At 62.8% G+C, this 22,976-nt stretch carries 21 protein-coding genes; 9 read left to right on the plus strand and 12 right to left on the minus strand.

What is annotated here, in order from left to right; all coding sequences use genetic code 11:
- Nucleotides 1–3: 3 nt before the first annotated feature.
- From GGR38_RS13010 to GGR38_RS13045, 8 genes are all read right to left on the minus strand, one after another.
- Nucleotides 4–390 (minus strand): hypothetical protein, encoded by a 387-nt coding sequence (locus GGR38_RS13010; protein WP_183626167.1) that lies wholly within the window; start codon nt 388–390, stop codon nt 4–6.
- A 26-nt stretch (nt 391–416) separates the two neighbouring features.
- Nucleotides 417–1,178 carry a DUF4198 domain-containing protein gene (locus GGR38_RS13015; RefSeq protein ID WP_246404613.1) on the minus strand — a complete coding sequence of 254 codons (762 nt, stop codon included), beginning with the start codon at nt 1,176–1,178 and terminating at the stop codon, nt 417–419.
- A 227-nt stretch (nt 1,179–1,405) separates the two neighbouring features.
- Complete coding sequence (locus tag GGR38_RS13020; RefSeq protein WP_183626169.1) at nt 1,406–4,606, minus strand: CusA/CzcA family heavy metal efflux RND transporter; 3,201 nt, start codon at nt 4,604–4,606, stop codon at nt 1,406–1,408.
- Nucleotides 4,603–5,760 carry an efflux RND transporter periplasmic adaptor subunit gene (locus GGR38_RS13025; RefSeq protein WP_183626171.1) on the minus strand — a complete coding sequence of 386 codons (1,158 nt, stop codon included), beginning with the start codon at nt 5,758–5,760 and terminating at the stop codon, nt 4,603–4,605. Before GGR38_RS13025 ends, GGR38_RS13020 begins: the two co-directional genes overlap by 4 nt.
- Nucleotides 5,760–6,935, minus strand: a complete 1,176-nt coding sequence (locus tag GGR38_RS13030) for a TolC family protein (protein ID WP_183626173.1) — start codon at nt 6,933–6,935, stop codon at nt 5,760–5,762. Before GGR38_RS13030 ends, GGR38_RS13025 begins: the two co-directional genes overlap by 1 nt.
- A 100-nt stretch (nt 6,936–7,035) precedes the next feature.
- On the minus strand, nt 7,036–7,632 hold the full coding sequence (locus tag GGR38_RS13035; protein WP_183626174.1) for a sigma-70 family RNA polymerase sigma factor: 597 nt from the start codon (nt 7,630–7,632) through the stop codon (nt 7,036–7,038).
- On the minus strand, nt 7,629–8,072 hold the full coding sequence (locus GGR38_RS13040; protein ID WP_183626176.1) for a periplasmic heavy metal sensor: 444 nt from the start codon (nt 8,070–8,072) through the stop codon (nt 7,629–7,631). The genes GGR38_RS13035 and GGR38_RS13040 overlap by 4 nt, the downstream gene beginning before the upstream one ends.
- A gap of 1 nt (nt 8,073) precedes the next feature.
- Nucleotides 8,074–8,361, minus strand: coding sequence for a CnrY/NccY family anti-sigma factor (locus tag GGR38_RS13045; protein WP_183626183.1), 288 nt, complete (start codon nt 8,359–8,361; stop codon nt 8,074–8,076).
- A gap of 205 nt (nt 8,362–8,566) precedes the next feature.
- Here GGR38_RS13045 and GGR38_RS13050 point away from each other — a divergent pair, with 205 nt between their 5' ends.
- Both GGR38_RS13050 and GGR38_RS13055 read left to right on the plus strand, forming a co-directional pair.
- Complete coding sequence (locus tag GGR38_RS13050) at nt 8,567–9,802, plus strand: serine hydrolase domain-containing protein (protein WP_183626185.1); 1,236 nt, start codon at nt 8,567–8,569, stop codon at nt 9,800–9,802.
- Between the two features lie 25 nt (nt 9,803–9,827).
- A complete protein-coding gene (locus GGR38_RS13055; protein ID WP_183626187.1) occupies nt 9,828–12,026 on the plus strand; it encodes a TonB-dependent receptor in 2,199 nt (732 codons plus the stop codon).
- A gap of 38 nt (nt 12,027–12,064) precedes the next feature.
- Here GGR38_RS13055 and GGR38_RS13060 read toward each other — a convergent pair whose 3' ends face one another.
- The gene (locus GGR38_RS13060) at nt 12,065–13,153 is read right to left on the minus strand and encodes a helix-turn-helix transcriptional regulator (protein ID WP_183626189.1); all 1,089 of its coding nucleotides are present in this window, start codon (nt 13,151–13,153) and stop codon (nt 12,065–12,067) included.
- Between the two features lie 208 nt (nt 13,154–13,361).
- Between GGR38_RS13060 and GGR38_RS13065 the strand changes: the two genes are divergently transcribed.
- The 7 genes from GGR38_RS13065 to GGR38_RS13095 all read left to right on the plus strand — a co-directional run bounded on the left by GGR38_RS13065 (nt 13,362) and on the right by GGR38_RS13095 (nt 19,528).
- Nucleotides 13,362–14,288 carry an ABC transporter ATP-binding protein gene (locus GGR38_RS13065; RefSeq protein ID WP_183626190.1) on the plus strand — a complete coding sequence of 309 codons (927 nt, stop codon included), beginning with the start codon at nt 13,362–13,364 and terminating at the stop codon, nt 14,286–14,288.
- Complete coding sequence (locus GGR38_RS13070; protein WP_183626192.1) at nt 14,285–15,055, plus strand: ABC transporter permease; 771 nt, start codon at nt 14,285–14,287, stop codon at nt 15,053–15,055. The genes GGR38_RS13065 and GGR38_RS13070 overlap by 4 nt, the downstream gene beginning before the upstream one ends.
- Nucleotides 15,037–15,237: an NAD(P)-dependent oxidoreductase gene (locus GGR38_RS13075; RefSeq protein ID WP_183626194.1), complete on the plus strand. Its 201-nt coding sequence runs from the start codon at nt 15,037–15,039 to the stop codon at nt 15,235–15,237. Before GGR38_RS13070 ends, GGR38_RS13075 begins: the two co-directional genes overlap by 19 nt.
- Nucleotides 15,234–16,112 (plus strand): kinase, encoded by an 879-nt coding sequence (locus tag GGR38_RS13080; RefSeq protein ID WP_183626196.1) that lies wholly within the window; start codon nt 15,234–15,236, stop codon nt 16,110–16,112. The genes GGR38_RS13075 and GGR38_RS13080 overlap by 4 nt, the downstream gene beginning before the upstream one ends.
- A 163-nt stretch (nt 16,113–16,275) precedes the next feature.
- The gene (locus GGR38_RS13085) at nt 16,276–17,547 is read left to right on the plus strand and encodes a chloride channel protein (protein ID WP_343059097.1); all 1,272 of its coding nucleotides are present in this window, start codon (nt 16,276–16,278) and stop codon (nt 17,545–17,547) included.
- A gap of 153 nt (nt 17,548–17,700) precedes the next feature.
- Complete coding sequence (locus tag GGR38_RS13090) at nt 17,701–18,624, plus strand: TIM barrel protein (RefSeq protein ID WP_183626198.1); 924 nt, start codon at nt 17,701–17,703, stop codon at nt 18,622–18,624.
- Nucleotides 18,625–18,784: 160 nt separating this feature from the next.
- Nucleotides 18,785–19,528 (plus strand): hypothetical protein, encoded by a 744-nt coding sequence (locus GGR38_RS13095; protein WP_183626200.1) that lies wholly within the window; start codon nt 18,785–18,787, stop codon nt 19,526–19,528.
- Between the two features lie 91 nt (nt 19,529–19,619).
- On the opposite strand, the gene GGR38_RS13100 is transcribed toward GGR38_RS13095, so the two are convergent.
- The 3 genes from GGR38_RS13100 to GGR38_RS13110 form a co-directional block, all read right to left on the minus strand.
- The gene (locus GGR38_RS13100; RefSeq protein ID WP_183626201.1) at nt 19,620–20,555 is read right to left on the minus strand and encodes a sugar phosphate isomerase/epimerase family protein; all 936 of its coding nucleotides are present in this window, start codon (nt 20,553–20,555) and stop codon (nt 19,620–19,622) included.
- 19 nt (nt 20,556–20,574) lie between these two features.
- Complete coding sequence (locus tag GGR38_RS13105) at nt 20,575–21,531, minus strand: sugar phosphate isomerase/epimerase family protein (RefSeq protein ID WP_183626203.1); 957 nt, start codon at nt 21,529–21,531, stop codon at nt 20,575–20,577.
- 114 nt (nt 21,532–21,645) lie between these two features.
- Nucleotides 21,646–22,950, minus strand: coding sequence for an MFS transporter (locus GGR38_RS13110; protein ID WP_183626205.1), 1,305 nt, complete (start codon nt 22,948–22,950; stop codon nt 21,646–21,648).
- Between the last annotated feature and the right edge of the window lie 26 nt (nt 22,951–22,976).

The following is a 22,976-nucleotide window of genomic DNA, read 5'->3' on the forward strand; positions in this document are numbered from 1 at the left end:
CCTTTAGTTTGCCTGGAAGGTCGCAAAGATCTTCGCGCCCGATTTGTCGATCAGCGCGACGACCAACTTGGCGCCTTTCACAGGCTTGAAACCTGCCGCGCTCAGCTTGTTGGCGCCTGCCGGAGTCAGTGCGGCCTCGGTCTTGGCCCCGCCCGCAGTCTGGGTCAGCTTGGCAGTGTAACCGGCGGCGGCAACCGGCTCATCCTCATCGGTCAGATAGACATCGACGCCCTTTGGGGTGGACACCAGTTCGATCACGGTTTCGCCCGACATTTGCACCATACCGCCATGCTGGGGCTTCATACTGCCATGGGCGGCGGCGATGTTGGGGATGGCGAGACCGGGGATCGCGATAAAGGCGAGAGTTGCGGCAAAGAATTTCTTCGTCATGATGAAAACTCCTGACTGAAAAGGATTTATTCCGGCGCGTGGGGCAGGACGAAGGAAAGCGAGGAGCGATATTCGCTGTGATCGGCCTTCTTCGCATCATCGGCCGGGCCGACATAAATCGCCATGATCACATTGATGCCTTGATTGCGTAAACGGATCGTGGCCGTGCCATCGGGGCCGGTCTTGACGCCCGCCTCATCGGGATCATTGACGTAATCGGACATGATCGTCGCGCCCGCTATCGGCTTGCCCTTATACATGGCGCGCACGGTGAAGGGCTCGCCCATCTTCTGCGGGATCGTCGTGGTCGCGGGCACCAGTTGCAGCGTATGCCCCTCAATCAGCGGCACGGGCTTGGTCGGCATCTGGGTCAGATGGACGGCATATTTCCAGTTATGTTCGGCCAGCGTGGCATTGGGTACTTCATCGCGGCCCTTGTTGTGCCATTCGCCGTCGGGCGTCTTGGTCCACAGGCCATAGTCCATGGCGGCGGTCACGATGGCGACGGGTTCGTCGCTGTCCACCACCGGCACAATGCCCGCCGTGCGCAAGGAAACCTTGACCGGCAGCCCCTGCGCATCAAACCCCTTAACCGCATTGATCAGCGGCAGACGCTTGACCGCATCCAGATCGTCGGCCCCCACGCCATAGACCAGCGCCAATTGCCGCGCGCGCTGCGCAAACCAGATACCATGGGCATCGGCCACCGGGGCCAGCGCGGTTAATCCCACCATCAGCCCCACCCCGAACAGGAGCTTGCGACCCGGCATTTTGCGAGAGGTAATCATTGTCACGAACTCCCCGTTTTGCGGCAGTTTCAGGCCCTTTTCGCCCGTTGGAATGAACAGCTTATGGGCAGTTTTACGGGTCGGCTGCCGAATTTGCGCGCGCCACGGAATGCGGTCACAAATTTGCCATGCGGCGCGGCATATATCGCTGATGCCAAACTGCCCCGAATTCGGCCCACGAAAGGCGGATGAAAGCGCGGTTGCGGGTGAGCCGGTGTCATGCTGTTTCAGCCCCTTTCCGGCGCATCTTTCTCGCGCCGCAGCAGCCATCCGCACAACGCGGGCAGCACAAAAAGCGTCAGCACCGTCGCCGTCAGCAAACCGCCCACCACCACCGTGGCCAGCGGCTTTTGCACCTCGGCGCCCGTGCCCGTGGCAATCGCCATCGGCACGAAACCAAGACTTGCCACCAGCGCCGTCATCAGCACCGGGCGAACCCGCTCCATCGCGCCCGCGATTACGGCGGCATCGCTGTCCTGCCCCTCGGCCATCCGCTTGCGGATCGCGGAAATCAGCACCAGACCGTTGAGAACCGCCACGCCCGACACCGCGATAAAGCCCACCGAGGCCGAAATCGAAAACGGAATGCCGCGCAGGGCAATCGCAAAGACGCCGCCCGCCAGCGCCATAGGCACCGCGGTCAAAACCGTAGCGGTCAGCGACAGGCTGCCGATGGCCATATACAGCGCCGCCGCGATCAGGATGAAGCACAAAGGCACGATGATCATCAGCCGCTGCGTGGCAGCCTGAAGATTCTGGAACTGGCCGCCCCATTCAATATATTCGCCCGGCGCAAGGCGGATGCTTTCGCCGATCCGCTGCTGGGCTTCGTCAACAAAACTGCCCAGGTCGCGGCCCGAAACATTGGCCTCGACATAGATGCGGCGCTTGCCATTGTCGCGGCTGACCTCGTTCAGCCCTTCGGTAAAGCGAAATTGCGCCAGTTCGCGCAGAGGCACCGACGCGCCCCCGGAAGCCAGCGGGATCGGCAGCGCGCCCAGCAGATCGAGATTGTCGCGTTGATCGGCGGGCAGGCGCACCACGATATCGAAACGCCGGTCGCCCTCGAAAATCTGCCCTGCGCTGCGCCCGCCCAATGCCGCCGAAACAGTGTTCGCCACGCCCTCCATCGTCAGGCCGTAACGCGCAATCGCCGCCCGGTCGAAGGCAATGTCAAAGGTCGGAAAACCGCCGGTCTGCGCCACGCGAACATCCACCGCGCCGGGCACTTTCTTCAATACCGCCGCGATCTCCTTGGCATTGCGCGCCATCACGTCCAGATCGTCGCCATAGAGCTTGACCGCAACATCGCTGCGCACGCCGCCGATCAATTCGTTGAAACGCATCTCGATAGGCTGGGTCGCGTCATAGGCATTGCCGACCATCGCCTCCATCTTCTTGCGGATGCGGGCGATCACCTGATCCTTGGTGGTCACGCCCTCGGGCCATTCGCTTTTCGGTTTCAAAATCACATAATTGTCCGAGGCATTGGGCGGCATCGGATCGGCGGCGAGGCTGGCCGTGCCTGCCTTCGAATAAACGGTTTTCACCTCCGGCAGGGTCAGCAAAGCGCGCTCGATGGGCAGATCCATCTCGACCGATTTCTCAATCGTGGTCGAGGGAATGCGCACCGAGGAGAGGTTGAGGTTCTGCTCATCAAGCGTCGGCATGAATTCGCGCCCGACAAAGAGGAACGTCACCACGCCCAGCAGCAGAATACCCGCCCCCGCGCCGATGAACGGCCCCGGCCGCGCCACCGCCCGCCGCAGCCAAGGCTCATAGCGATGCTTGACGACGGCAATTGCGCGCACTTCCCTGTCCTCGACCGAACCGGTGAACATCAACGCGATCAGCGCCGGCACAAAGGTAAGCGAGAGCACAAAGGCCGAGGCCAACGCCAGCATCAGCGTAAGGACCATGGGCGAGAACATCTTGCCCTCCACCCCCTGAAACGTCAGGCAGGGCAGGAATACGAGGAAGATCACGATCTGGCCATAGACGGTGGGGCGCACCATTTCCTTTGAGGAAGCAATGACTTCCTCCAGCCTCTCGGCAAGGCTGAGCAAGCGGCCCTCATGCGCCTGCCGCTCGCCCAGACGGCGCAGGCTGTTTTCGACAATGATGACCGCGCCGTCGATGATGAGGCCGAAATCCAGCGCGCCCAAGCTCATCAGATTGCCCGAAATATGCAGCCCGTTCATGCCAATCGCGCTGACCAGCAGCGAAAGCGGGATGACCAGCGTGGCGATCAGCGCCGCGCGCCAGTTGCCCAGCAGCACGAAGAGGATGATGATAACCAGCCCGGCCCCCTCGGCCAGATTCTTCGCCACCGTGGTGATCGTGGCCAGCACCAGTTGCGAACGGTCGAGCGTGGGGACAATGCGGATGCCGGGGGGCAGCGTCCGCGCGATCTCCTGCAATTTGGCGCCCACCGCGCCCGCCACGGTCCGGCTGTTCGCGCCAACCAGCATCAGCGCCGATCCGATCACCGTTTCATGCCCATCGCGACTGGCCGCGCCGCGCCGCAATTCGCCGCCGATCTCCACCTTGGCCACCTGCCCCACGGTGATCGGCACGCCGCCGCGCGTGGCCACCACGGCGCGGGCGATCTCGTCAATCGAATGGACCCGCGCATCGGCGCGCACCAGATAGGCCTCGCCAGAACGCTGAATATAATTGGCGCCCACCGAAACATTGGCCTTTTCCAGCGCCTGCGCCAAATCGTCATAGGACAGGCCAAAGGCCGCCGTCTTGGCCGGGTCCGGCTCGACCAGATATTCCTTCACATAGCCGCCCAGTGAATCCACATCGGCCACGCCCGCAACGGTGCGCAATTGCGACCGCACGATCCAGTCCTGCACCGTGCGCAGATAGGCCAGTTGCGCCACCCGGTCGGTCAGGCGTTCACCCTGATCGGTCAGGAAACTGCCATCGCTCTGCCATCCCGGCTTGCCGTCGGCGCGGGGCGCGCCCTTGCCATCGGGATGTTCAAATTCAACGCTGTAGTGGAAAATCTCGCCCAGACCCGTGGAAACCGGCCCCATCTGCGGCTGCGCTCCGGTGGGCAGGCTGGCACGAGCCTGATCCAGCCTTTCGCGCACCTGCTGGCGCATGAAATAGAGGTCGGCGCTTTCCTTGAAGATGACCGTGACCTGACTGAACCCATTGCGCGAAAAGGACCGCGTGCTTTCCACGCCATCAAGGCCGGACAGCGCGGTCTCGATAGGAAAGGTCACGCGCTTTTCCACCTCGACCGGCGATAGTGTCTCGATGATCGTGTTGATCTGCACCTGCTTGTTGGTGATGTCAGGCGTGACGTCGATGGGCAGCAGGTTGAGCTGCCACGCGCCGATCGCGGCCACCACCGCCGTGATAAACAGCACCAGCCATCGCCCATGGACCGCGGCGGCAAGGATGCGCGCCATCATTCCTCTTCCCCGGCGCCCTTGGCGGCCTCGGCCTTGAGCAAGAAGGCGTTGCGCGTGGCAATCGCCGCCCCGACCTCGATGCCCGACAGGATCTGCGCCATGCCCCCGCTGCGTGCTCCCACCAGCACCGGCTGGGCGCGGAAACCGCCCTTGGTGCGCAGGAACACCACATCACGGCCATCCAGCACCTGCACTGCTTCCTCCGGCACCGAAAGACTGGATTTACCGCCCGCCGCGCCGGCGCGAATGCGGACCTGAAGCCCCTGCCCGATCAGCAGCGAAGAGCCCGCATCGGGCGTGATCACCACGGTTGCGGCCTGACTGGCGCCATTGAGGGTCGGGGTGATCGAGCGGACCTTGCCCGACACCGTGGCGCCTGTGGCCAGCACGATGCTGACCGGATCGCCCGGCGCGATGCGGCGCGCGTCGAGCGGGCCCACGGCGGCCTCGACCTGCATCGCACCATCGGCGGCAACACGGAACAATTCGGCCTGCGGCTCGACATAAGCGCCCAGCGTCGCATCCTGTGCGGTGATGCGCCCGGCGATGGGGCTGACGATGGCGACCGTCCCGCCCGGCCCGCTGACATGGGCGGCCCGGGCCACAGCGGCGGCGCGGCGCGCCTCGGCCTGCGCCACGGCCAGCGCGGATTGCGCGGCCTCCATATCCTGACGCGGGGTAACGCCCTGTTTGAACAGGCTCAATTCGCGCTCATAGACGCGGCGCGCCTGCTCGGCCTTGGAGGCGGCCACGCTGCGGTCGGCGGAAAATCCTGCGGCATCGAGGCTCTCGACCAAAGCCAATGTTTCCCCGGCCCGCACGCTGTCGCCCAGCCGTTTGGTGATCCGCGCAAGGGCGCCCGAGGCGCGCGCCACCACGATGGCCTCGCCCTGCGGGCTGGCCGCGACATGGGCGGGTGCAAGGATCTCGCCCCCCCCGCCGCTGGCCTCAACCTTGCCGATCACTATATTGGCCGTCTGCAGATAGGCATCGGGCAGGATCAGTTCGACCGGCCCGGCTTTCGCGGCGGGCTTGGCCTCCAACGGCGCAGGCGCGGCGGGCGCGGTCCAGCGGGCGATGCCGAAACTGGCCAGAGCGGCGGCGGCGGCGATCCCGCCGATCATCGGCCAGTTTTGCTGGCGGGGGGCATCCATCACAAATCTCCGAAGGCAAGGCGGCCATCGACGCGGGCCAGCATGGCCAGCGCGCCGATCCGGGCAAGGCGGGCATCAATCGTCAGCGCGCGGGCATCGCCCAAGGCGCGGCGCAGGGTGAGCAGGTCGAGCAGCGCGGTCTTGCCCGATTCATAGCCGACCCGGGCAAGGCGGTAGGCCTCGGCGGCGGCCTCCTCGCTCTCGGCTGCGGCCTTGAGCCGGGCCGAGGACGCGGCGACCTGCGCCAGCGCCTTGCCCCGCATGGCCTCGCTGGCCAATCTGGCGGCGACCAGGCGTTGCTCTGCAGCCTCGGTGCGGGCCTGCGCGGCGGCGATGCCGCCCCGGTTCTGGTTGAAGATCGGGATCGTGGTGGTCACGCCCAGCACGAAGCCGGTTTCGCGGCTGCCGCCAAAACGGCGCAGACCGCCGGTCAGGCCGATGTCGGGGATCGCCTTGCTGCGCTCGACACGAACCTGCGCGGCCACGGCATCGCGTTCGGCCTGCGCGGTGGCCAATGCGGGGGAGACGCCCTCGCCCGGCCCCATCGGCGCGCGCATATCGCTGAGCAAGGAGGCCGGAACGCCGCTAAAGGCCTGCTCCACCCCGGCCAGCACTGAAAGATCGGCCAGCGCGCCGCTTAAGTTGGCATCGGCGGCGGCGCGGGCGGCGATGGCGCCCGACAGACTGGCCTGCGCCTGCGCGCTGCGCAGCCTCGCCTCCTTGCCCGCCGCGACCAGGGCATCGGCGGCCTTTAGGTCCTCCTGTGCCCGCACCACATCGTCCTGCGCCAGTTGCAGGCGCTGCTGCATCGCCTCAGCCTGCGCATAAGCGATGGCGAGCTGGGCGGCATAATCGACCTGCACCTGCGCCCCGCGCGCTTGCGCCGCGCGCAGTTCGGCATCACCGGCGGCGATGCGCGGCCCCCGCTGGGCCAGTTCCAGCGGCTGCGTGATGGCAAGGGTGGTTTGCGGGGTGCTGGGACTGTTGTTGACCGAATTGCCGCCGATATTTTCAAATTCCACGCCCACGGCGGGATTGGCCCATGCGCGGGCCTGTCGAGCATCGGAACGCGCCGCGCGCAGATTGGCCTCCTGTTCGAGCAGAACCGGCGCCCGCTCCACCGAGCGGCGCAGCAATTCGCGATAGGGCGGCGCGATCTCCGCGCGTGCCGTCATCGGGGCGGTCAACAGCGACAGAAGTGCGCAGGCGGCAAGGCGTGATGGCGAAATGACGAAAACTCCCCACGAAAGCCGGATTTATCGGCTTTCGTGGGATCTACGCGCCGCGCCGCGCCTTCCCCTCGGCCTCTTGCAATTTTTCCTGATCCAGCATCGCCGCCAGTCTGCTGCGCGCCCGCGCCACCCGCCCCTCGATGCTCTTGACGCTGATGCCCAGCGCCAGCGCCGCCTCAGGCTGGGTCATGCCGACAATCGCGGTCAGCACCAGCGCCTCGCCCAGATTGCCTTCGAGGCAGGCCAGTTTGGCGCGGATATGGGCAAACTCGTTGATGGCGATGGCGCTTCGCTCCTGATCGGGCGCATCGTCGGCCATATCGGGGCGCTCATCCAATCTATGGGCGCCAAACAGGAACGCGCGTACCCGGCGGCGGCGGCGTACATCGCGCATCTTGTTGATGGCAATGCGAAACAGCCAGCCACGAAAGGGCCGCGCCGGATCATATTGCGCCAGATTGCGCCATGCCGCGATGAAGCTTTCCTGCACCACATCATCAACATCGGTTTCGGGCATGCCAAAGGCGCGCGCGGCCTGAGCCAGCGATCCGCCATGGCGCGTCATCAGGACAGTATAGGCGCGCCGATCCCCCTGCGCCGCCCGCAAGGCCAGCTCGGGGTCGGCCTGGGCGGCATTCACCGGGGCCCGCGCCGCAGCGCTTCGATCAACACCGCATCATAGGCAGCGCGATGCTCGGGCTTTAATCCGGCGCGCATTTCAAACACATGGACCAGCGTGGCGCGTTGCAGATCGGCGGCGGCCTTTTCGACATCGCGCGTGGCCGCCTCGACCTGCGGAGACCAACTGGGCGTGCGGGCGATCGCATCGGCCAGACGCCCATTGGCCATTTGCAGATCGCCTTCGATGGCCTTGCGCCTTTCGGCAAAGGCGCGCTCCTTGGCGTCCAGCGTGACCTGTTCCTGCGCGTCGAGCGGGACGGCATGGTGCAGCCTTTGATGCAGATCGGAATCGCGATGCCCCGCCGCATCCCACGCCGTGGCCAGCCCCGTTGCCACGATCACCCCGATCAGCGCCCCGGCGATGGTGGACAGCATCAGGCGGCCGGAAGAGGACAGCATCCTAGTGGCCGATCAGCAGGCTGTAGGGCGAGGATTGCGAAGGAGCGGCAATCCATGTCGGCTGGGCCTTGGCCTGCGCAATATCATCGGCCCCGCCAATTGCCCAAAAGCCTGCAATGGCCGCGAAACAGGCACAGAACATTGCGCGGCACGCATCACGTCGGCCCGCCATCGCCATCGGGGTCAGTTCCTCGCCCAGCCTCTGTTCCAGCGCCGAGAAAGTCGCATCCAGCCCATCAGCGGGAATATTGCCTGCCGCGCGGGCCAGCCAATCATCAATCTGTGCCACCCATTCCTCCTTCGCTCCAAAGATCATACGCATCTCGTCACAGCTTCCCCTCGGGATAGGCGAGGAGAAATGCGGATCAAGCCAAACTCACCGCGAAAAATTGATATCGCATATACCAAATGGTTCATGCGGACCTCCTCGGCGCGGCGCAATATCGGCGCAACGCATGGCTCGTGAAAGCCGTGCCGCAGGGAGATGGATCAACATGACTTTTGCATTTCGTCTGGCCGTGGGCGCGATGACCGGTTTGCTGATGGGGCCGACCGGCGTTTACGCCCAGCAACAGCTTCCCGCCCAATTGAAGGGCGAGCTCCGCTCGGATGTGCCGGTGGCCACGCAGGTGATGCGCTGGCGCATGAATGATGCGGATGTGAACTCTTTTGCCTTTCGCAACATGGATCAGTTGTTCACCACGCGCCTTGTCGGCCATTCGGGGGCGCCCTCGCCCCTGCCCAAGGTCGAACGAGCGATGGACTTCACCTATTCCTTCGGAGGCAAGACATGGACCGCCGAGCAGGCGCTGGAGCGGACCTATACCAACGCCCTGCTGATCATGAAGGACGGGCGGATCGTCACCGAGATCTATCGCAACGGGTCGAACGAACGCACGCGCTTCATGGGCTGGTCGATGACCAAGTCGATCACCTCGACCCTCGTAGGGGCGGCGCTGGCGGACGGTCTGATCGCCTCGCTCGATGATCCGATCACCCGCTATCTGCCCGAATTGAAGGACGGCGGCTATGATGGCGTAACCATCCGCCAGATCCTGCAAATGCGATCAGGCGTCGATTATGAGGAACGCTACGATTTCGCCAATCCCGGCATCGCGGCCAGCAACCATATCAACGCGCTGGTCAAGAATGTCGCGCGTTTTGCCGATGTGGCCCGCACGATCAAGCGCAAGTCCAAGCCGGGCGAGGTCTTTGCCTATAAGACGATCGACACCGCCGTGCTGGGCTGGATGATCGAAAGGGTCAGCGGCGGATCGGTGGCGGCCTATACCGCGCGCAAGCTGTGGGAACCGCTGGGCACCGAGGCGGACGGGTTCTACATCATGGATGGCGAACCGGGCATCGGGCGCGAGTTCAGCGGCGCCGGTTTCAACGCCACCCTGCGCGACTGGGCACGCTTTGGCCAGATGATGCTGGACCAGGGCGTGATCAACGGCAAGCGCGTGGTCAGCGCCGATTGGGTGAAGGCCGCGCAAGCCCCCGCCGGACCGGAAACCGGCCCCGAGGGCGGCTATGGCTATCAATGGTGGACCATGGCCAATTCGCCCGCCTATTCGGCCATCGGGCTGCAAGGGCAGTATGTCTACATCGATCCGGCAAGCCGCACCATTGTGGTCAAGCTGAGCTATTTCCCGCCGCAGGACGGCGAAGTGAGCCAGGAAACCTTGGCATTTATGGCCGCAGCCTCGGCGTGGAAGCCCCAATCATAAGAATATAAAACAAAGGGAGGGAAACATGAAACTACACTCTATGCTGGGGGGCGCTCTCGCGCTCGCCCTTGCTTTTCAATCGGATGCGGGTCTGGCCCAAACGCAGCCAGCACCCGCCGCGCCAGAGGCCGCCAGTCAGGGCGTCGGCGACATCATCGTCACCGCCCAGCGGCGCAAGGAGAAGCTGCAGGATCTGGCGGTCGCGGCGACAGCCTTCGATTCCCGCTCACTGGCCGCCAAGGGCGTGACCAATCTGGCCGATCTGCAAAATGCCAGCCCGGCCCTTTCGATCTCCGATGGCGGGATTACCCAGTCGATCAACATCCGCGGCATCGGTCTGGCCAGCAATTCGCCCAGCGTGACGGCCGGTGTCGCCACCTATGTCGATGGCCTGTTTCAGCCCCCCATCGTTCAGGCCAACAGCTTTTACGATCTGGCCGGCGTCGAGGTGCTGCGCGGGCCGCAAGGGACGCTGGTTGGATCAAACTCGACCGGCGGCGCGATCTTCATCAACACGCAGAACCCGCAGCTCAACAAGGGCCTCGGCGGCTATGCCACGGCGGGCTTAGGCAATTACAATTCGTTCCAGTCCGAAGGCGCGGTGAACCTGCCGGTTTCCGACACATTCGGGCTGCGCGCGGCCGGTTTCTATCGCAGCCATCGCAGCTATTACACCAGCGTCGGCCCGGTGCCCACGGATGCGGGCAAGCTGCAGGAGGGCGGCGGTCGCCTGACCGCCATGTGGAAGCCCGGATCGTTTCAGGCCATCGCAAAGGTCTCGTTCAATGACCGCAACACGGGCGGCTATGCCTATCGCCCGATCCTTGGCACGCCCTTTGACGCCTACCGCGTCGGCGACATCCGCACGCTCAGCTTTGACACGCCAGTCGCCAACCGCGAACACGCCTTTCAGGCCAGCCTTGAGTTGAAACAGGAATTGGCCAGCGGGATCGTGCTCCGTTCGGTCACGGGGTATCAGAACAAGCGGATCAATGCGCTCAACGATGTCGATGCTTCGACCGGGCCGGGCGGGGTGGCGGAAAACTATTTCGCGGGCGAAAAGGTCTATACGCAGGAAATCAACATCATCTCGCCCACGGCGGGGCGGTTTGACTGGATTCTGGGCGGCTATTTCCAGCGCAACGATATCCGCATCCGAATCCTTCAGGATCAGGGCGGTTTTCCCACCGACATCATCGGCGGCAACCAGCGCACAACGACCGGCCTGTTTGCACAGGGCAATTACGAGATCGTGCCGGGCCTTGAGGCGCAATTGGGCGCGCGCTATTCGACCTATAAGGCCACCGGCTATGGCAATGTCACCATTGGGCGCGGCATTCCCGGCTTTCCCTCGGCGGGCCTTGCCGTTGCCTCGCTGGCGGGCGAGCATAAGGATTCGCTGGCAACCGGCAAATTCGCGCTCAACTGGAAGATCGACCGCGACAACCTGCTCTATGCGCTGGTTGCGCGCGGGTACAAGCCGGGCGGCTTCAATTCGCCCACATCGAACTTCGACCCCGAACGCGTGATCAGCTATGAGGCGGGCTGGAAATCAGCCTTTCTGCACAACCGCATCCGCACGCAGTTGAGCGCTTTCTACAATCAATACGCGAATTTCCAGTTCAACGTGGTCGAACCCAGCACCGGCTTTTCGGGCGTGGAAAACATCTCCACGGTCAAGATCAAGGGCGTGGAGGCGCAGGTGCAGGGACGCTTTGGCGCCTTTGGCTTTGACGCCAATGTTGCCTTTGTGGATTCGCATCTGGCCAGCGTGACCTTTGTCAACACGCGCCAGTTGGGCGGGGCCAATCTGGGGCCGCAATGCCCGGTCGGCCAGCCATCCTCGCCGCCGCTCTGCTTTGACTATCGGCCCTTTATCCAGACCACAGGGGGCGGCCCCAATCTCTATGCGCCGCGCCTGACATGGGGCGGCGGGTTTGAATATGAGCTGTCGCTGGGCGGTGAGGTAACGCTGACGCCTCGGGTCAACTATGCCTATGTCGGTGAGCAGTTCACCTATATCGGCTATTCGCCGCTGTCGGACCGGCTCAATGCGCGTGGGCTGCTTTCAGCCATTCTGACGCTTAAGCTGAACGAAAGGCTGAAAGTCGAGGCATGGGGCACCAACCTGACGAACAAGCAATATATCACGGGCCAATTGAATTCGAACGAATTCTATGGGGCCCCGCGTGAGTTTGGCGTCAAGCTGAACGTAACGTTCTAATGGCCGGACCGGGGCGGCGGCAATCCGCCCCGGCCACCCTAGAGCCGCGCCAGCGACTGGCAGACCTGCCGGACCAGATCAGCCTGACGGCCAACCCCGGCCTTGGCCAGCGCGCTTTTCAGCTGCATCCTTGCGGTGCCTTCGGCAATGCCGCGATGGGCGGCGAAATCCTTGACCGTCATGCCGCCCACCAGATGCGTGGTCAGCATGGCCTCGGCCATGGTCAGGCCGAACAGGTCGGCCACTTCAGCCGCATTGATGCTGGGCGCCGTGGCGGGCGAGCAGAGCGCGACAAGCGCGAGATTATCCCCCGGACGGTCGGCGGCATCGCGGCGCAGCACGCGAAGATGCAGCACTTGGCCGGGCCCATCCCCAGCGATGCGGCAGGTGTCGCCCCGCTGTCCTCTGATGGCATCCCGAACCATCAGATCGGCATCCATCGCGCGAAACCGCAACCTGCCGCCTGATCCCGACATCTGCGGCAGCGTGCCCACAAGCCCTTCGGTCGCCGCATTCATCCACCGAATGTTGAGATCCCTATCGCAGACGATGAGCGCAAGGCTGGTTGAATCCATGAAGGCTTCGGTTATCGAAAGCCGCGCCTCATAGCCCGCAATTTTGCCCAAAAGGCTCGAAGCCTGCCGGAAATGGGGCAAAAGCTGGTTCAGAAAGCCCAGATCCGCCTCGGTCATGTCGCGGCCATCGCCAAGGTGACGATGGAAAATCATCGTCGTATGTTCGCCCGGCGCGGTCTTGCACCCCAGCCAGAATCCCGGCCCCAGACCACAGGTGGCCAGACCATGGCGCAAAGCCTCCCGATCAGCGGCGGTGAAAGCCAGACTGCGCTGATCGCTCTCGATCTCGTCCTGTCCGCGCGGTTCGGTGTCGCGGCGAAAGCGGGGGTTGAGCGGCGAATTGGCCCAGGCATCGTGGCGCTCCGCCTCCTGTGTGGACCATGTATCGCGCCGACAAATGAACGGGACCAGATCGTCCTTATGCGCAACAAGGCTCTGAAACACCGCGCTGGCCACCCCCAGACGCAACTTTATTGCATCGAGCACGGCGGTCCAGCGCAGTTCCTCGCCTACCGCGCCATACATCGTGGCAATGAGTTGGTTGTCATCCACCGGCCAATGCCGCTCCTCTCTGCCCCTCACGGTGCTCTTTGGCCCGTTTGATCGCCAATCTAGCCTGATTCCATCGGCAAGGCGAGATCCGTTGCGCCGACGATATATTTGGCGGTCGGCGCGTTGTCGGTCTGGACATCCGCTCCGGCCGCGCCATCTTGGGCGCGACGGCGCATCCTGCCGTCCATGTCCCCCACATGGAGGCTCCATGCCTGCGATCCTTTCGATCGAAGCACTCGGCAAGCAATATAAATCCGGCCACAAGGCGCTTGAAGGCGTCGATCTGTCCATAGAACGAGGCGAAATTTTCGCGCTGCTCGGCCCCAATGGCGCGGGTAAGACAACCCTTATCAGCATCATCTGCGGCACCGTGACCCGCACCGCAGGCACGATTTCCGTGGCCGGACATGACATTGACCATGCCCGCCGCGAGGCCCGCCAGCGCATCGGCCTTGTGCCGCAGGAAATTGCGCTGGATATGTTCTCGACGGTGCTCAACACCGTGCGCTTCAGCCGGGGCCTGTTCGGCAAGGCGCCTGATCCGGCCTATATCGAGGAAATCCTGCGCGACCTCTCGCTGTGGGACAAACGCAATGCGCGCATCATGGAATTGTCGGGCGGCATGAAGCGCCGCGTGATGATCGCCAAGGCGTTGAGCCATGAACCCGAATTGCTGTTCCTCGACGAGCCGACGGCGGGCGTGGACGTCAATCTGCGCCGCGACATGTGGGCGCTGGTGCGCAAGCTGCGCGAGCGGGGGATGACGATCATCCTGACCACCCATTACATCGAGGAGGCCGAGGAAATGGCGGACCGCGTGGGCGTCATCAACGGCGGTCGGCTGCTGCTGGTCGAGGACAAGGACGCACTGATGCGCAAGATGGGCAAGCGGCAACTGACCCTGACATTGCAGGCACCCTTGGCCACGATTCCTGACGAGCTTGCCGAGTGGTCGCTTGTGCTGGCCGAGGATGGGTTGCGTCTGATCTACAGTTTCGATGCGCAGGCCGAGGACACCGGCATGCCCGCTCTGCTCCACCGCATGAGCGAATTGGGCATTGCCTATCGCGATCTCGACACCAGCCGCAGCACGCTGGAGGATATTTTCGTCAATCTGGTGGAGAAAGCGGCATGAGCGGGGTGAACCTCCACGGTATCTGGGCGATTTACCGCACCGAAATGGCCCGCTCGATCCGCACCGTCTGGCAAAGCGTGGCGACGCCTGTCATCACCACGGCGCTCTATTTCATCGTCTTTGGCGGCGCCATCGGCTCGCGGATGAGCCATGTCGGCGGGGTGGGCTATGGCGCCTTCATCGTGCCGGGCCTGATCATGCTCAGCCTTTTGACTCAAAGCATCTCGAACGCCTCCATCGGCATCTATTTTCCCAAATTCACCGGCACGATGTTCGAAATCCTCTCGGCCCCGCTCAATGCGGTCGAGGCGGTGGTCGGCTATGTCGGCGCGGCGGCGACCAAATCGGTGGTGATCGGCCTTATCATCCTTGCCACGGCCACCTTCTTTACCGATGTGCGCATCCTGCATCCGGTGTGGATGGTCGCCTTCCTGCTGCTGACCTCGCTGACTTTCAGCCTGTTCGGCTTTCTCATCGGCATCTGGGCCAAGAATTTCGAGCAGTTGGCGATCATTCCCTCGCTGGTCATCACCCCGCTGACCTTCCTTGGCGGCGCATTCTATTCGATCGACATGCTGCCCCAGCCGTGGCGCACGGTCAGCCTGTTCAACCCGGTGGTGTATCTGGTCAGCGGCTTTCGCTGGAGCTTCTATGGCCTTGGCGATGTCGGGGTCGGCGCCAGCCTTGCGTTCACCGCAGGCTTCATGGCGCTGTGCCTGATCGCTCTGGCGTGGATTTTCCGCACCGGATGGCGGCTCAAGCCCTAAGCGGCATCATCAATGCAAAGGTTCCGGCACATATGAAACCGCATGCCATCCTGATCAACATCGCGCGGAGCGATGTGGTGGATGAAGCCGCGCTGGTCGATGCATTGGCAATGGGGTTGCGCGCCTTGGCCAATCCTGACGACTTGGCACAGGGCCGCTCTCCAAGAGCCGTTCGGTCATGAGCGATCTTACATCAAGGCTGATTGTCGACGAGCGCTTGCCTGACACTTATGGGGAAACGGTTGATCGCTGGTGGCGACCGCTGGCGCGAAAGATCGCCGACTGGCACCGCATGACACATGCGCCGATCGTCGTGGGCGTAAACGGGGCGCAGGGCAGTGGCAAATCCACCCTTTGCCGTTTCCTTCAGGAAGCCCTGCTGCCCGAGCTGGGGCTCACGGCCGTTACCCTGTCGCTTGATGACCTTTATCTGCCGCTGGCCGAGCGGCAGAGGATGGCGCAGGAGGTCCACCCGCTGTTCCGCACACGCGGCGTTCCCGGCACGCATGACGTTGCCATGGGAATGGCGTTGATCGACAGCCTGCGGGCCGGGGCGCGGGTGTTGATACCCCGCTTCAGCAAAAGCGCGGACGACCGTATGCCGCCGCAGAATTGGGTCGAATGTTCAGTTCGGCCCGATGTCATCCTGTTCGAAGGATGGTGCGTGGGGGCAAGACTGCAGGATCACAGCAGCCTGACCGCACCGATCAACGCTCTGGAAGCGCAGGAGGACCCGCAAGGCATCTGGCGCAGTCATGTCAATGACGCGCTGCGCACTGACTATGCGCGCTGGTTTTCCGCCATCGACCATATGGTGATGCTGAAACCGCCGTCTTTCGACCATGTTCTGGCCAACAGGATACTGCAGGAACACAAGCTGCGCGAAGCCCGGCCGGATTCCCCCGCAGCCATGGATGACGATGCGGTCAAACGTTTCGTAAGCCATTACGAACGTCTGACCCGCCATATGCTGATCGACCTGTCGCCGCGCGTCGATGTCCTGATCGAGCTCGATGCCCGGCAAAACCCTGTTCATAGCCGTGGGCTGCTGTTTTGACGCAGGATATTGGCAAGGACAGGAACCCGGCAGAACCGGCAAGGCCCCGCCGAATGCGGTCCAATTGCCTCGGTCTGGTCTCATGCGATCTTTCCTAGACGACAGCGTATGTCGGGCCTAAGGGCATCGTTTTCAGGCTCTGGACAAGAGGCCCGCTGTGTCGATTGACCGACAAGCCAATACATTGCATCCCCGCTTGCGCTGGACCGGAACATTGGCGTCGCGGATCGCCGCGATCCTTGGCGCGATGGCGCTGGCGCTGGCGGCCATCGCGTTTGCCCAAGGCGGAGAATGGGCCCAGCGCACCTTTCTTGCGCTCTATCGCCACGCGCCATGGGCGCCGCTGATCCTGACCCCTGCCCTGTTCATGATGGTGGTCTGGTTCACGCGCCGCTTCTGGCCGCTGGCACGGGCCTCGGGCATTCCACAGGTGATGGCGGCCTGTCACAAGCCCGATGGAGCCAAAGCCGCGGCGCTGCTTTCCCCATCGACGGCGGCGGCCAAATTTGTCGGCACGATATTGATCCTGCTGGCAGGCGGATCGGCCGGGCGCGAAGGGCCCACGGTGCAGATCAGCGCCTCGATCATGATGGCGGTGAACCGGATGCTGCGGGTGCCGATTACCTCGGGCGTGGTGATCGCAGGCGGCGCGGCGGGCGTTGCTGCGGCCTTCAACACGCCGCTGGCCGGGGTGGCCTTCGCCATTGAGGAACTGGCGGCCGCGTTTGAGCAAAAGGTCGCGGTGCAGGTGATGGCGGCGGTGATGATCGCGGGTCTGGTCAGTCTGGGCCTTTCGGGCGACTATATCTACTTTGGCGCGATGAGTGCGGCGCTGGACCTGCGCACCATGCTGATCGTTGTGCCGCTGGCAGGGGTCTGCGGCGGCCTGCTGGGCGGATTGTTTGCCCGCGCCATGGTTGCCATGGCATGGTCGGGCGCGCCCTGGCTGGCAAGAATAAAGGCGCGGCCGCTGGTTCTGGCCGGGATATGTGGGCTGATCGTGGCGATCACGGGGATTGCCAGCAATGGGCTGTCATGGGGAACCGGCTATGAGACCACTCGGGCCCTGCTCGAAGGGCATCACACTTCGCTGATCTTCGGCCCGGCCAAGCTGATTTCCACGTTGGCCACGGCGCTGAGCGGCGCGCCGGGAGGCATCTTTGCCCCTTCGCTCTCGGTGGGCGCAGGGCTGGGGCAAGGTCTGGCGATGATCTTTCCCACCCATGCCAGCGGAGCCATCGTGGTGCTGGGCATCGTGGGCTATTTTTCCGGCGTAGTGCGCGCGCCGCTGACGGCGATCATCATCGTGATGGAGATGACCGCCGACCGCTCCATGATCCTGCCGCTGTTCGGCACCGCCCTCATCGCGGACTGGATCAGCGCGATGGTATGTCGGCCGAAACTGTACCACGCCTTATCCTTGAGCTTTCGGTAAGGTCCTTCATCAATTCGGGCAAGCAACAGTTGGTGGTTACGCGGCGGGCGGCTATGATCTTGTGATCGCCCTCGCCGAAGGAGCAGACCCTATGCATACGAGATCCGCCGATACGGCCGATGGCGCCGCCCTTTCCCATTCTGAAAGGGCCGGATGACAATGCGGACAGACCATTTCCCCGTCAGTCGACGCATGTTGGGCCGGATGGCCATCGGCGCCTCCATGGCCTCTCTCACGCCTTTTTCCGCAATGGCCGCCTCCGCGCCGCCTGCCCCGCGATTTTCGGTGATGGCATGGGCGTTGGGCCACGACATTCCCTTTGAGCGCCAGTTGAGCATCATCAGCCAAGCCGGTTATCAGGGAATCGAGCTGACTGGCGAATTTCGCAACTGGACGAAAGCTGAAACGCGCGAAGCCGCCTCGCGGATCAGAGGCCATGGGTTGGTCGTCGACGCCATGGCGGGGGTGCGAACGGGCTTTGCAAAAATAGAGGCGACCGCGCAGTTCCTCACCGAACTGTCGCAGGTGATCGAAAGCGCGGTCACGCTGGGATGCGGCCGCGTCATTCTGGTGTCGGGCCCGGTCGCACCGGACATGGCCCCGGCCGAGCAACAGTCCCGCGTGGCCGAGGCTTTGCAAAAGGCGGCCGAACTTGCCGCTGCCGCCTCAATCGAGCTGGTGATCGAACCCATCGACCGGTTTGAAAATCCGACATGCTTCCTGACCGGCGCGCGTCAGGCAAAGTCAATTTTGCAGCAGGTGAACAAGCCGAACGTCAAGATCCTGTTCGATATATTTCACGAGCAGCGAGCCTATGGCAATGTTCTGGAAACGCTCGAACTGCTCATCAAGGATATCAGCCTCATCCATATCGCCGATTCGCCCCAGCGCGGCGCGCCCGGCACCGGCGAGCTTAATTTCCAGCGCGTTTACAGTGAATTGGGCCGCCTAGGCTATCATGACTGGATTGCCATGGAATTTTACCCCGAAGGCGATCCGGTCCCGCCGCTCCTCACGGCCCGCCATCAGGCGATTGAAGCGATGTCGCGCCAGCGCGCATTAGAGGCCCCCGCCTAGACCCCTCGCCTCTGATCCTCAGGCATCAGGTTGGTAAATTGTATCCATCTTCTTTGATCGGAATGGGTTAAGCCACGTCTGGACGGATGATCGCTATCAAGTCGCGTTCCGGCTGGGCCGGCACGAACTTCGTTCCCGCGATGATTAAAGAGAGCCAGACATGAACAGCCTGCCCAGAATTAACGCGGTCTATTGGATCACTCTTATCGCGGCGAGTGTGTTTGGCACCAACACCGGGGACTATGTTTCCGATGAACTGGGGATCGGACATCTGTCCGGCCTGCCGTGGCTTGCGCTGCTGCTTGGCGCGATCCTGATTGCCGAACGGGTCTTGCGGCCCGCCTTGCCGCTGCTGTTCTGGCTGGCGATCATTACGGTGCGCACCGCCGCCACCAATATTGGCGATGCTTTCCATGATTTTCATCTGGGCTTTGCCGTATCGCTGCCGGTTGTGTCGCTGGCTTTCGTGCTGGCCGTGGCCGCCTATCGCTGGTTGGGCGGGGGCGTTGCCGACAATGGAGCGGCCAAAGTGGATTGGGCCTATTGGCTGTGCATGATGATGGCCGGTGCATGGGGGACGATCATGGGGGATTTCACCTCCTTCGGCCTGACCAGCCCACCGCTCTTCCCCGCCATGGCCACGGTCTGGCTGAGCGGGCTGCTGGCGCTGGTGTTTATCGGCGGCGGTCGGGGCCGATTGGTCGGAGGCTGGTATTACTGGCTGGCGGTGGGCATGGTGCGCGCGGCAGGTACGGCGGCCGGTGACGCACTCGCGCATGCTCTGGAAGGCCCGGACCATAGTCTGCTGCCCGCTCTGGGCATCAGCGGGGGCGTTTTCCTGCTCCTCGTTCTGGGGTTCTATGGGCGCAGGGCCGCGGGGAACATCGTCCAGCCCCCGCGCTAAAGTTCCGCAGATTGGTTCACTGCCTGCACCCGCCCCCGTTTCGGCCAAATGTGCAGGCAGTGATCCCATATCCGGTCGAAATGGCCGACGCTCAATCGTAGATCGGGCGCAATTCCTTATCCAGATAATAGCGCGTCATCGCCATAGAGGCCAAAAGGTCGGGCGAGCCGTCATATTCGATCGACATCCAGCCCTTGAACTCGTGCTGTTTGAGCAGGCGATAGAGGCCCTTGAGGTCCAGATTACCCATGCCCGGTTCCCAGAACCAGCGCATGCCATCATCGGTGATCTCGGGGTCCTGGGAGAAACGCAGGCTGTCGGGTTGATTGGACGAGGCCGTGTCCTTGAGGTGGAATGTGCTGATGCGTTCGTGATAGTCGTCATAGAACTTCAGCAGATCCTCACCCATGATCGAGATCTGGGCCGTGTCGATGCAGTAATGCACGAATCTGGGATCGGTTGTTTCGATCAACTCGCGATGGTTCGACAGGTTGATCGCACAGAAAAATTCGTTGTGCAGACCGATCTTGACCCCGTGATCGGTGGCATAGCGGCCGATCTCATTCATAACTTTGGCGCATTGCTGCACCTCTTCGCGGCTCAGCGGCCCGGTCCCGTAATAGTTCTGGGTCGGGCAGGTGTTCATATAGGTGCCGCCGAAGCGCACGATCGTATCGACCGCCTCGCGCCCGGAACGCACAGCCTCGTCGAAATGATCCGCCGCATGGGAGGCATGCGCACCGTGGAACATGCCGATCACGCTCACCCCGCGCTCTTTCGCAAAAGCCGTGAAATTCTCGGGCGAGCCGAACAGGGGCAGGATGTCGGCCATATCCCAAGGCGCGATCTCGATCCCGTCGAAACCAAGCGCAGATTGATATTTCAGAATATTATCCCAATCGGAATAATAGGCGCTGTTGGTGTTATCTTCATAATAGAACTCACGGAAATTATCGATCTTCTTGTAGGGGATCGATTTCCAGTGGCTCATGTTGGCATAACGAATGTTGGGCCCAATATTGGTCATAGCGGATTCTCCGTCCGTCTTATTTCTGAAACTGGTTGAGCAAGGAGCGGGTCCGCAGCAGCGCGCGAAACGGATCGCGCGTCTGGCGGGCGCTGCATGTGATCGGTCCCTGATAATTCAGCCGGTCCAGCAAGCCCGCGATCTCCAGGAGATCGACCGACCCGGTGCCCGGATCGCGGAAGACCTGCGTTGCGCGGTGGGACGGGAATTCGGGATTGGGCGTTTTCCAGACATCCGCCGTATCAACAAAGTCAGTGTCGGTAAGATGCACACAGCCGATCCGCCCATCATGCGCCGCAAGGAAATCCGCCGCCGAGATGCCCGCAACGAACAGGTTAGCCGTGTCGAGGTCCAGCTTCACCGTTTCGGGCAGCGCATCGAGCAAAGACACAACCTGCTCTCCGCCAAACAGGCCCCAGTATTCGTGGCGCAGAACCAGCGTGACGCCCAGTTCCGCCGCCTTGGCGGCCAATCCGCCCAGCAATTCGATGGTGCGCTGGGTAAAGGCCTCCTTCTGGCCTTCGAGATCGGGATGATATTGCAAAATGCGGCCATAGAAGGGCGATGGGCTGATCGCGAAATAGTTAGCGCCCATATCTGCGGCATGGGCCAGAGCCTCTTGGGCAAAATGGCCCGTTGCGCCGAAATAGAAGCCGAGATTGTCGTTGCGCATGAACAGGTTGGGATCAAAGGTGATGCCCGTGACGCGCTCGATCCCGCATTCCTTCAGCAACGCGCGATAATTGGCCGCGTTTTCATATTTGGTGTTCACGCAATAGCGGTTCATCGGCACGCCGCTGCGTCCGCCGAATTGCCACACCGGCTCATAGGGGATCTCGATGGCCGAAAAGCCCGATGCGGCAATCAGCCTGTAAAGCTCCTCCCAGAAATACTTGCTTTCATAGCGGTTCCGGTTGGGTTCCTGATAGTGTCGATTGATCAGATCGAGGCTTATTGCGATCGCTTCTGTGTGCATGAGTGAGTTCCGTTTCCGCGTAAGACCGCGTTTCGTTGCATAGGTTGGATCAGAAGGGGGTTGGATCAGAAGGGCGCCGTCCATCCTGTTTCGGAATATGTCAGCGCGCGGCTATCATGCCGACTTGGCGCGCCCGGTGACCGGCCAAAGCAGCATGATCAGCGTTTGGGCGACCAGCAGAACCACCGCGCCGCCGCTATAGGTCCAGCGGATCGCCTCGCGCGCGCCGTCGCTGACATGGCCGGGCACATAGCCAAAGGCGCCCAGCACATAGGCAAAGCCCGCCGTGCCCAGCGCCATGCCCAGCTTGGTCGACAGGCTGATACCGGCCGAGAGCAAGCCTTCGCGGCGGGTGCCGAACTGGGCTTCGTGATAATCCACCGTCTCGGCAATCATCGCAAAGGCCGCCGTGATGGTAATCGATGTGGCAAGGCAACCGGCGATATAAAGGCCAAGGAAGAGCCCCACATGATCCTGCACAAAAGGCAGGGCGGCAAACAGCACGGCGGCAATGGCCAACGCCCCCACCGTGCCGTTGCGAATGCCGGTGCGCGCCAGAATGGCGGGCGCGACAAAGGCCGAGAGCAGCAGCATCCCGGCTACCGCCGGCAGCATCACCGAGATCATCCATGGCTTGCCCAGCACATCGATGGCGAAATAGGCCGTGGCCGCCATCATCATGCCAAAGCGGGCGAAATAGAGCAGGCAGGAGCCGAAAACCACCAGCCAGGCCCGATTTTGCAGCATCTCCTTCACCGCAGGCAGGATCGCAAAGCGGGGCGAGGCATGGTCCTCATGCCTTTCGCGGCAATTGCGGAACAGCGCCATCGTGCAGGCAAAGCCGACGGCGGCAAACAGCGCCGCCACCAGCGTAAATCCGCGCTGTTGATCCGCCCCGCCCAGCGCGCTCACCAAAGGCATCACCGTCGCCGTGCCCAGCACGACGCTGATCGAGGTGCCGATCGAGCGCATTCCCGACAGTTTGAGCCGTTCGCCGCCGTCCTGCGTCATCATCGGCATCAGCGCGGTGTAGGGGATGGCCTGAAAAGACATGAGAATGCCCAATGCCTTGAAGGTCAGGAAGGCATAGACAAGCTGGGCCCCCTGTCCCCATGCGGGCACATGGAACACCGCGACCGACACAAGGGCATAGGGCATGGCGACAAATAGGAAATAGACACGCGTCCGGCCCCACCGGCTGCGCGTTTTGTCCACCGCAATGCCCACCAGAAAGTCGATCACCGCATCAAGCAGCCGCGCCACCAGAAACACCGTGCCCACCGATGCCGCAGGCAGGCCCACCACGTTGGTATAGTAAAACAGCAGAAACCCGCTGGCCATATTATAGGCCAGACTGGTTCCCATATCGCCAAAGCCATAGCTAAGCCTTTCGGCAAAGCTCAGTTTTGCGTCTTGCATGGCCACATCCTCTTCCGAGCGGCGGC

The sequence above is a fragment of the Novosphingobium sediminicola genome, assembly GCF_014196525.1.
Classification (GTDB): Bacteria; Pseudomonadota; Alphaproteobacteria; order Sphingomonadales; family Sphingomonadaceae; genus Novosphingobium; species Novosphingobium sediminicola.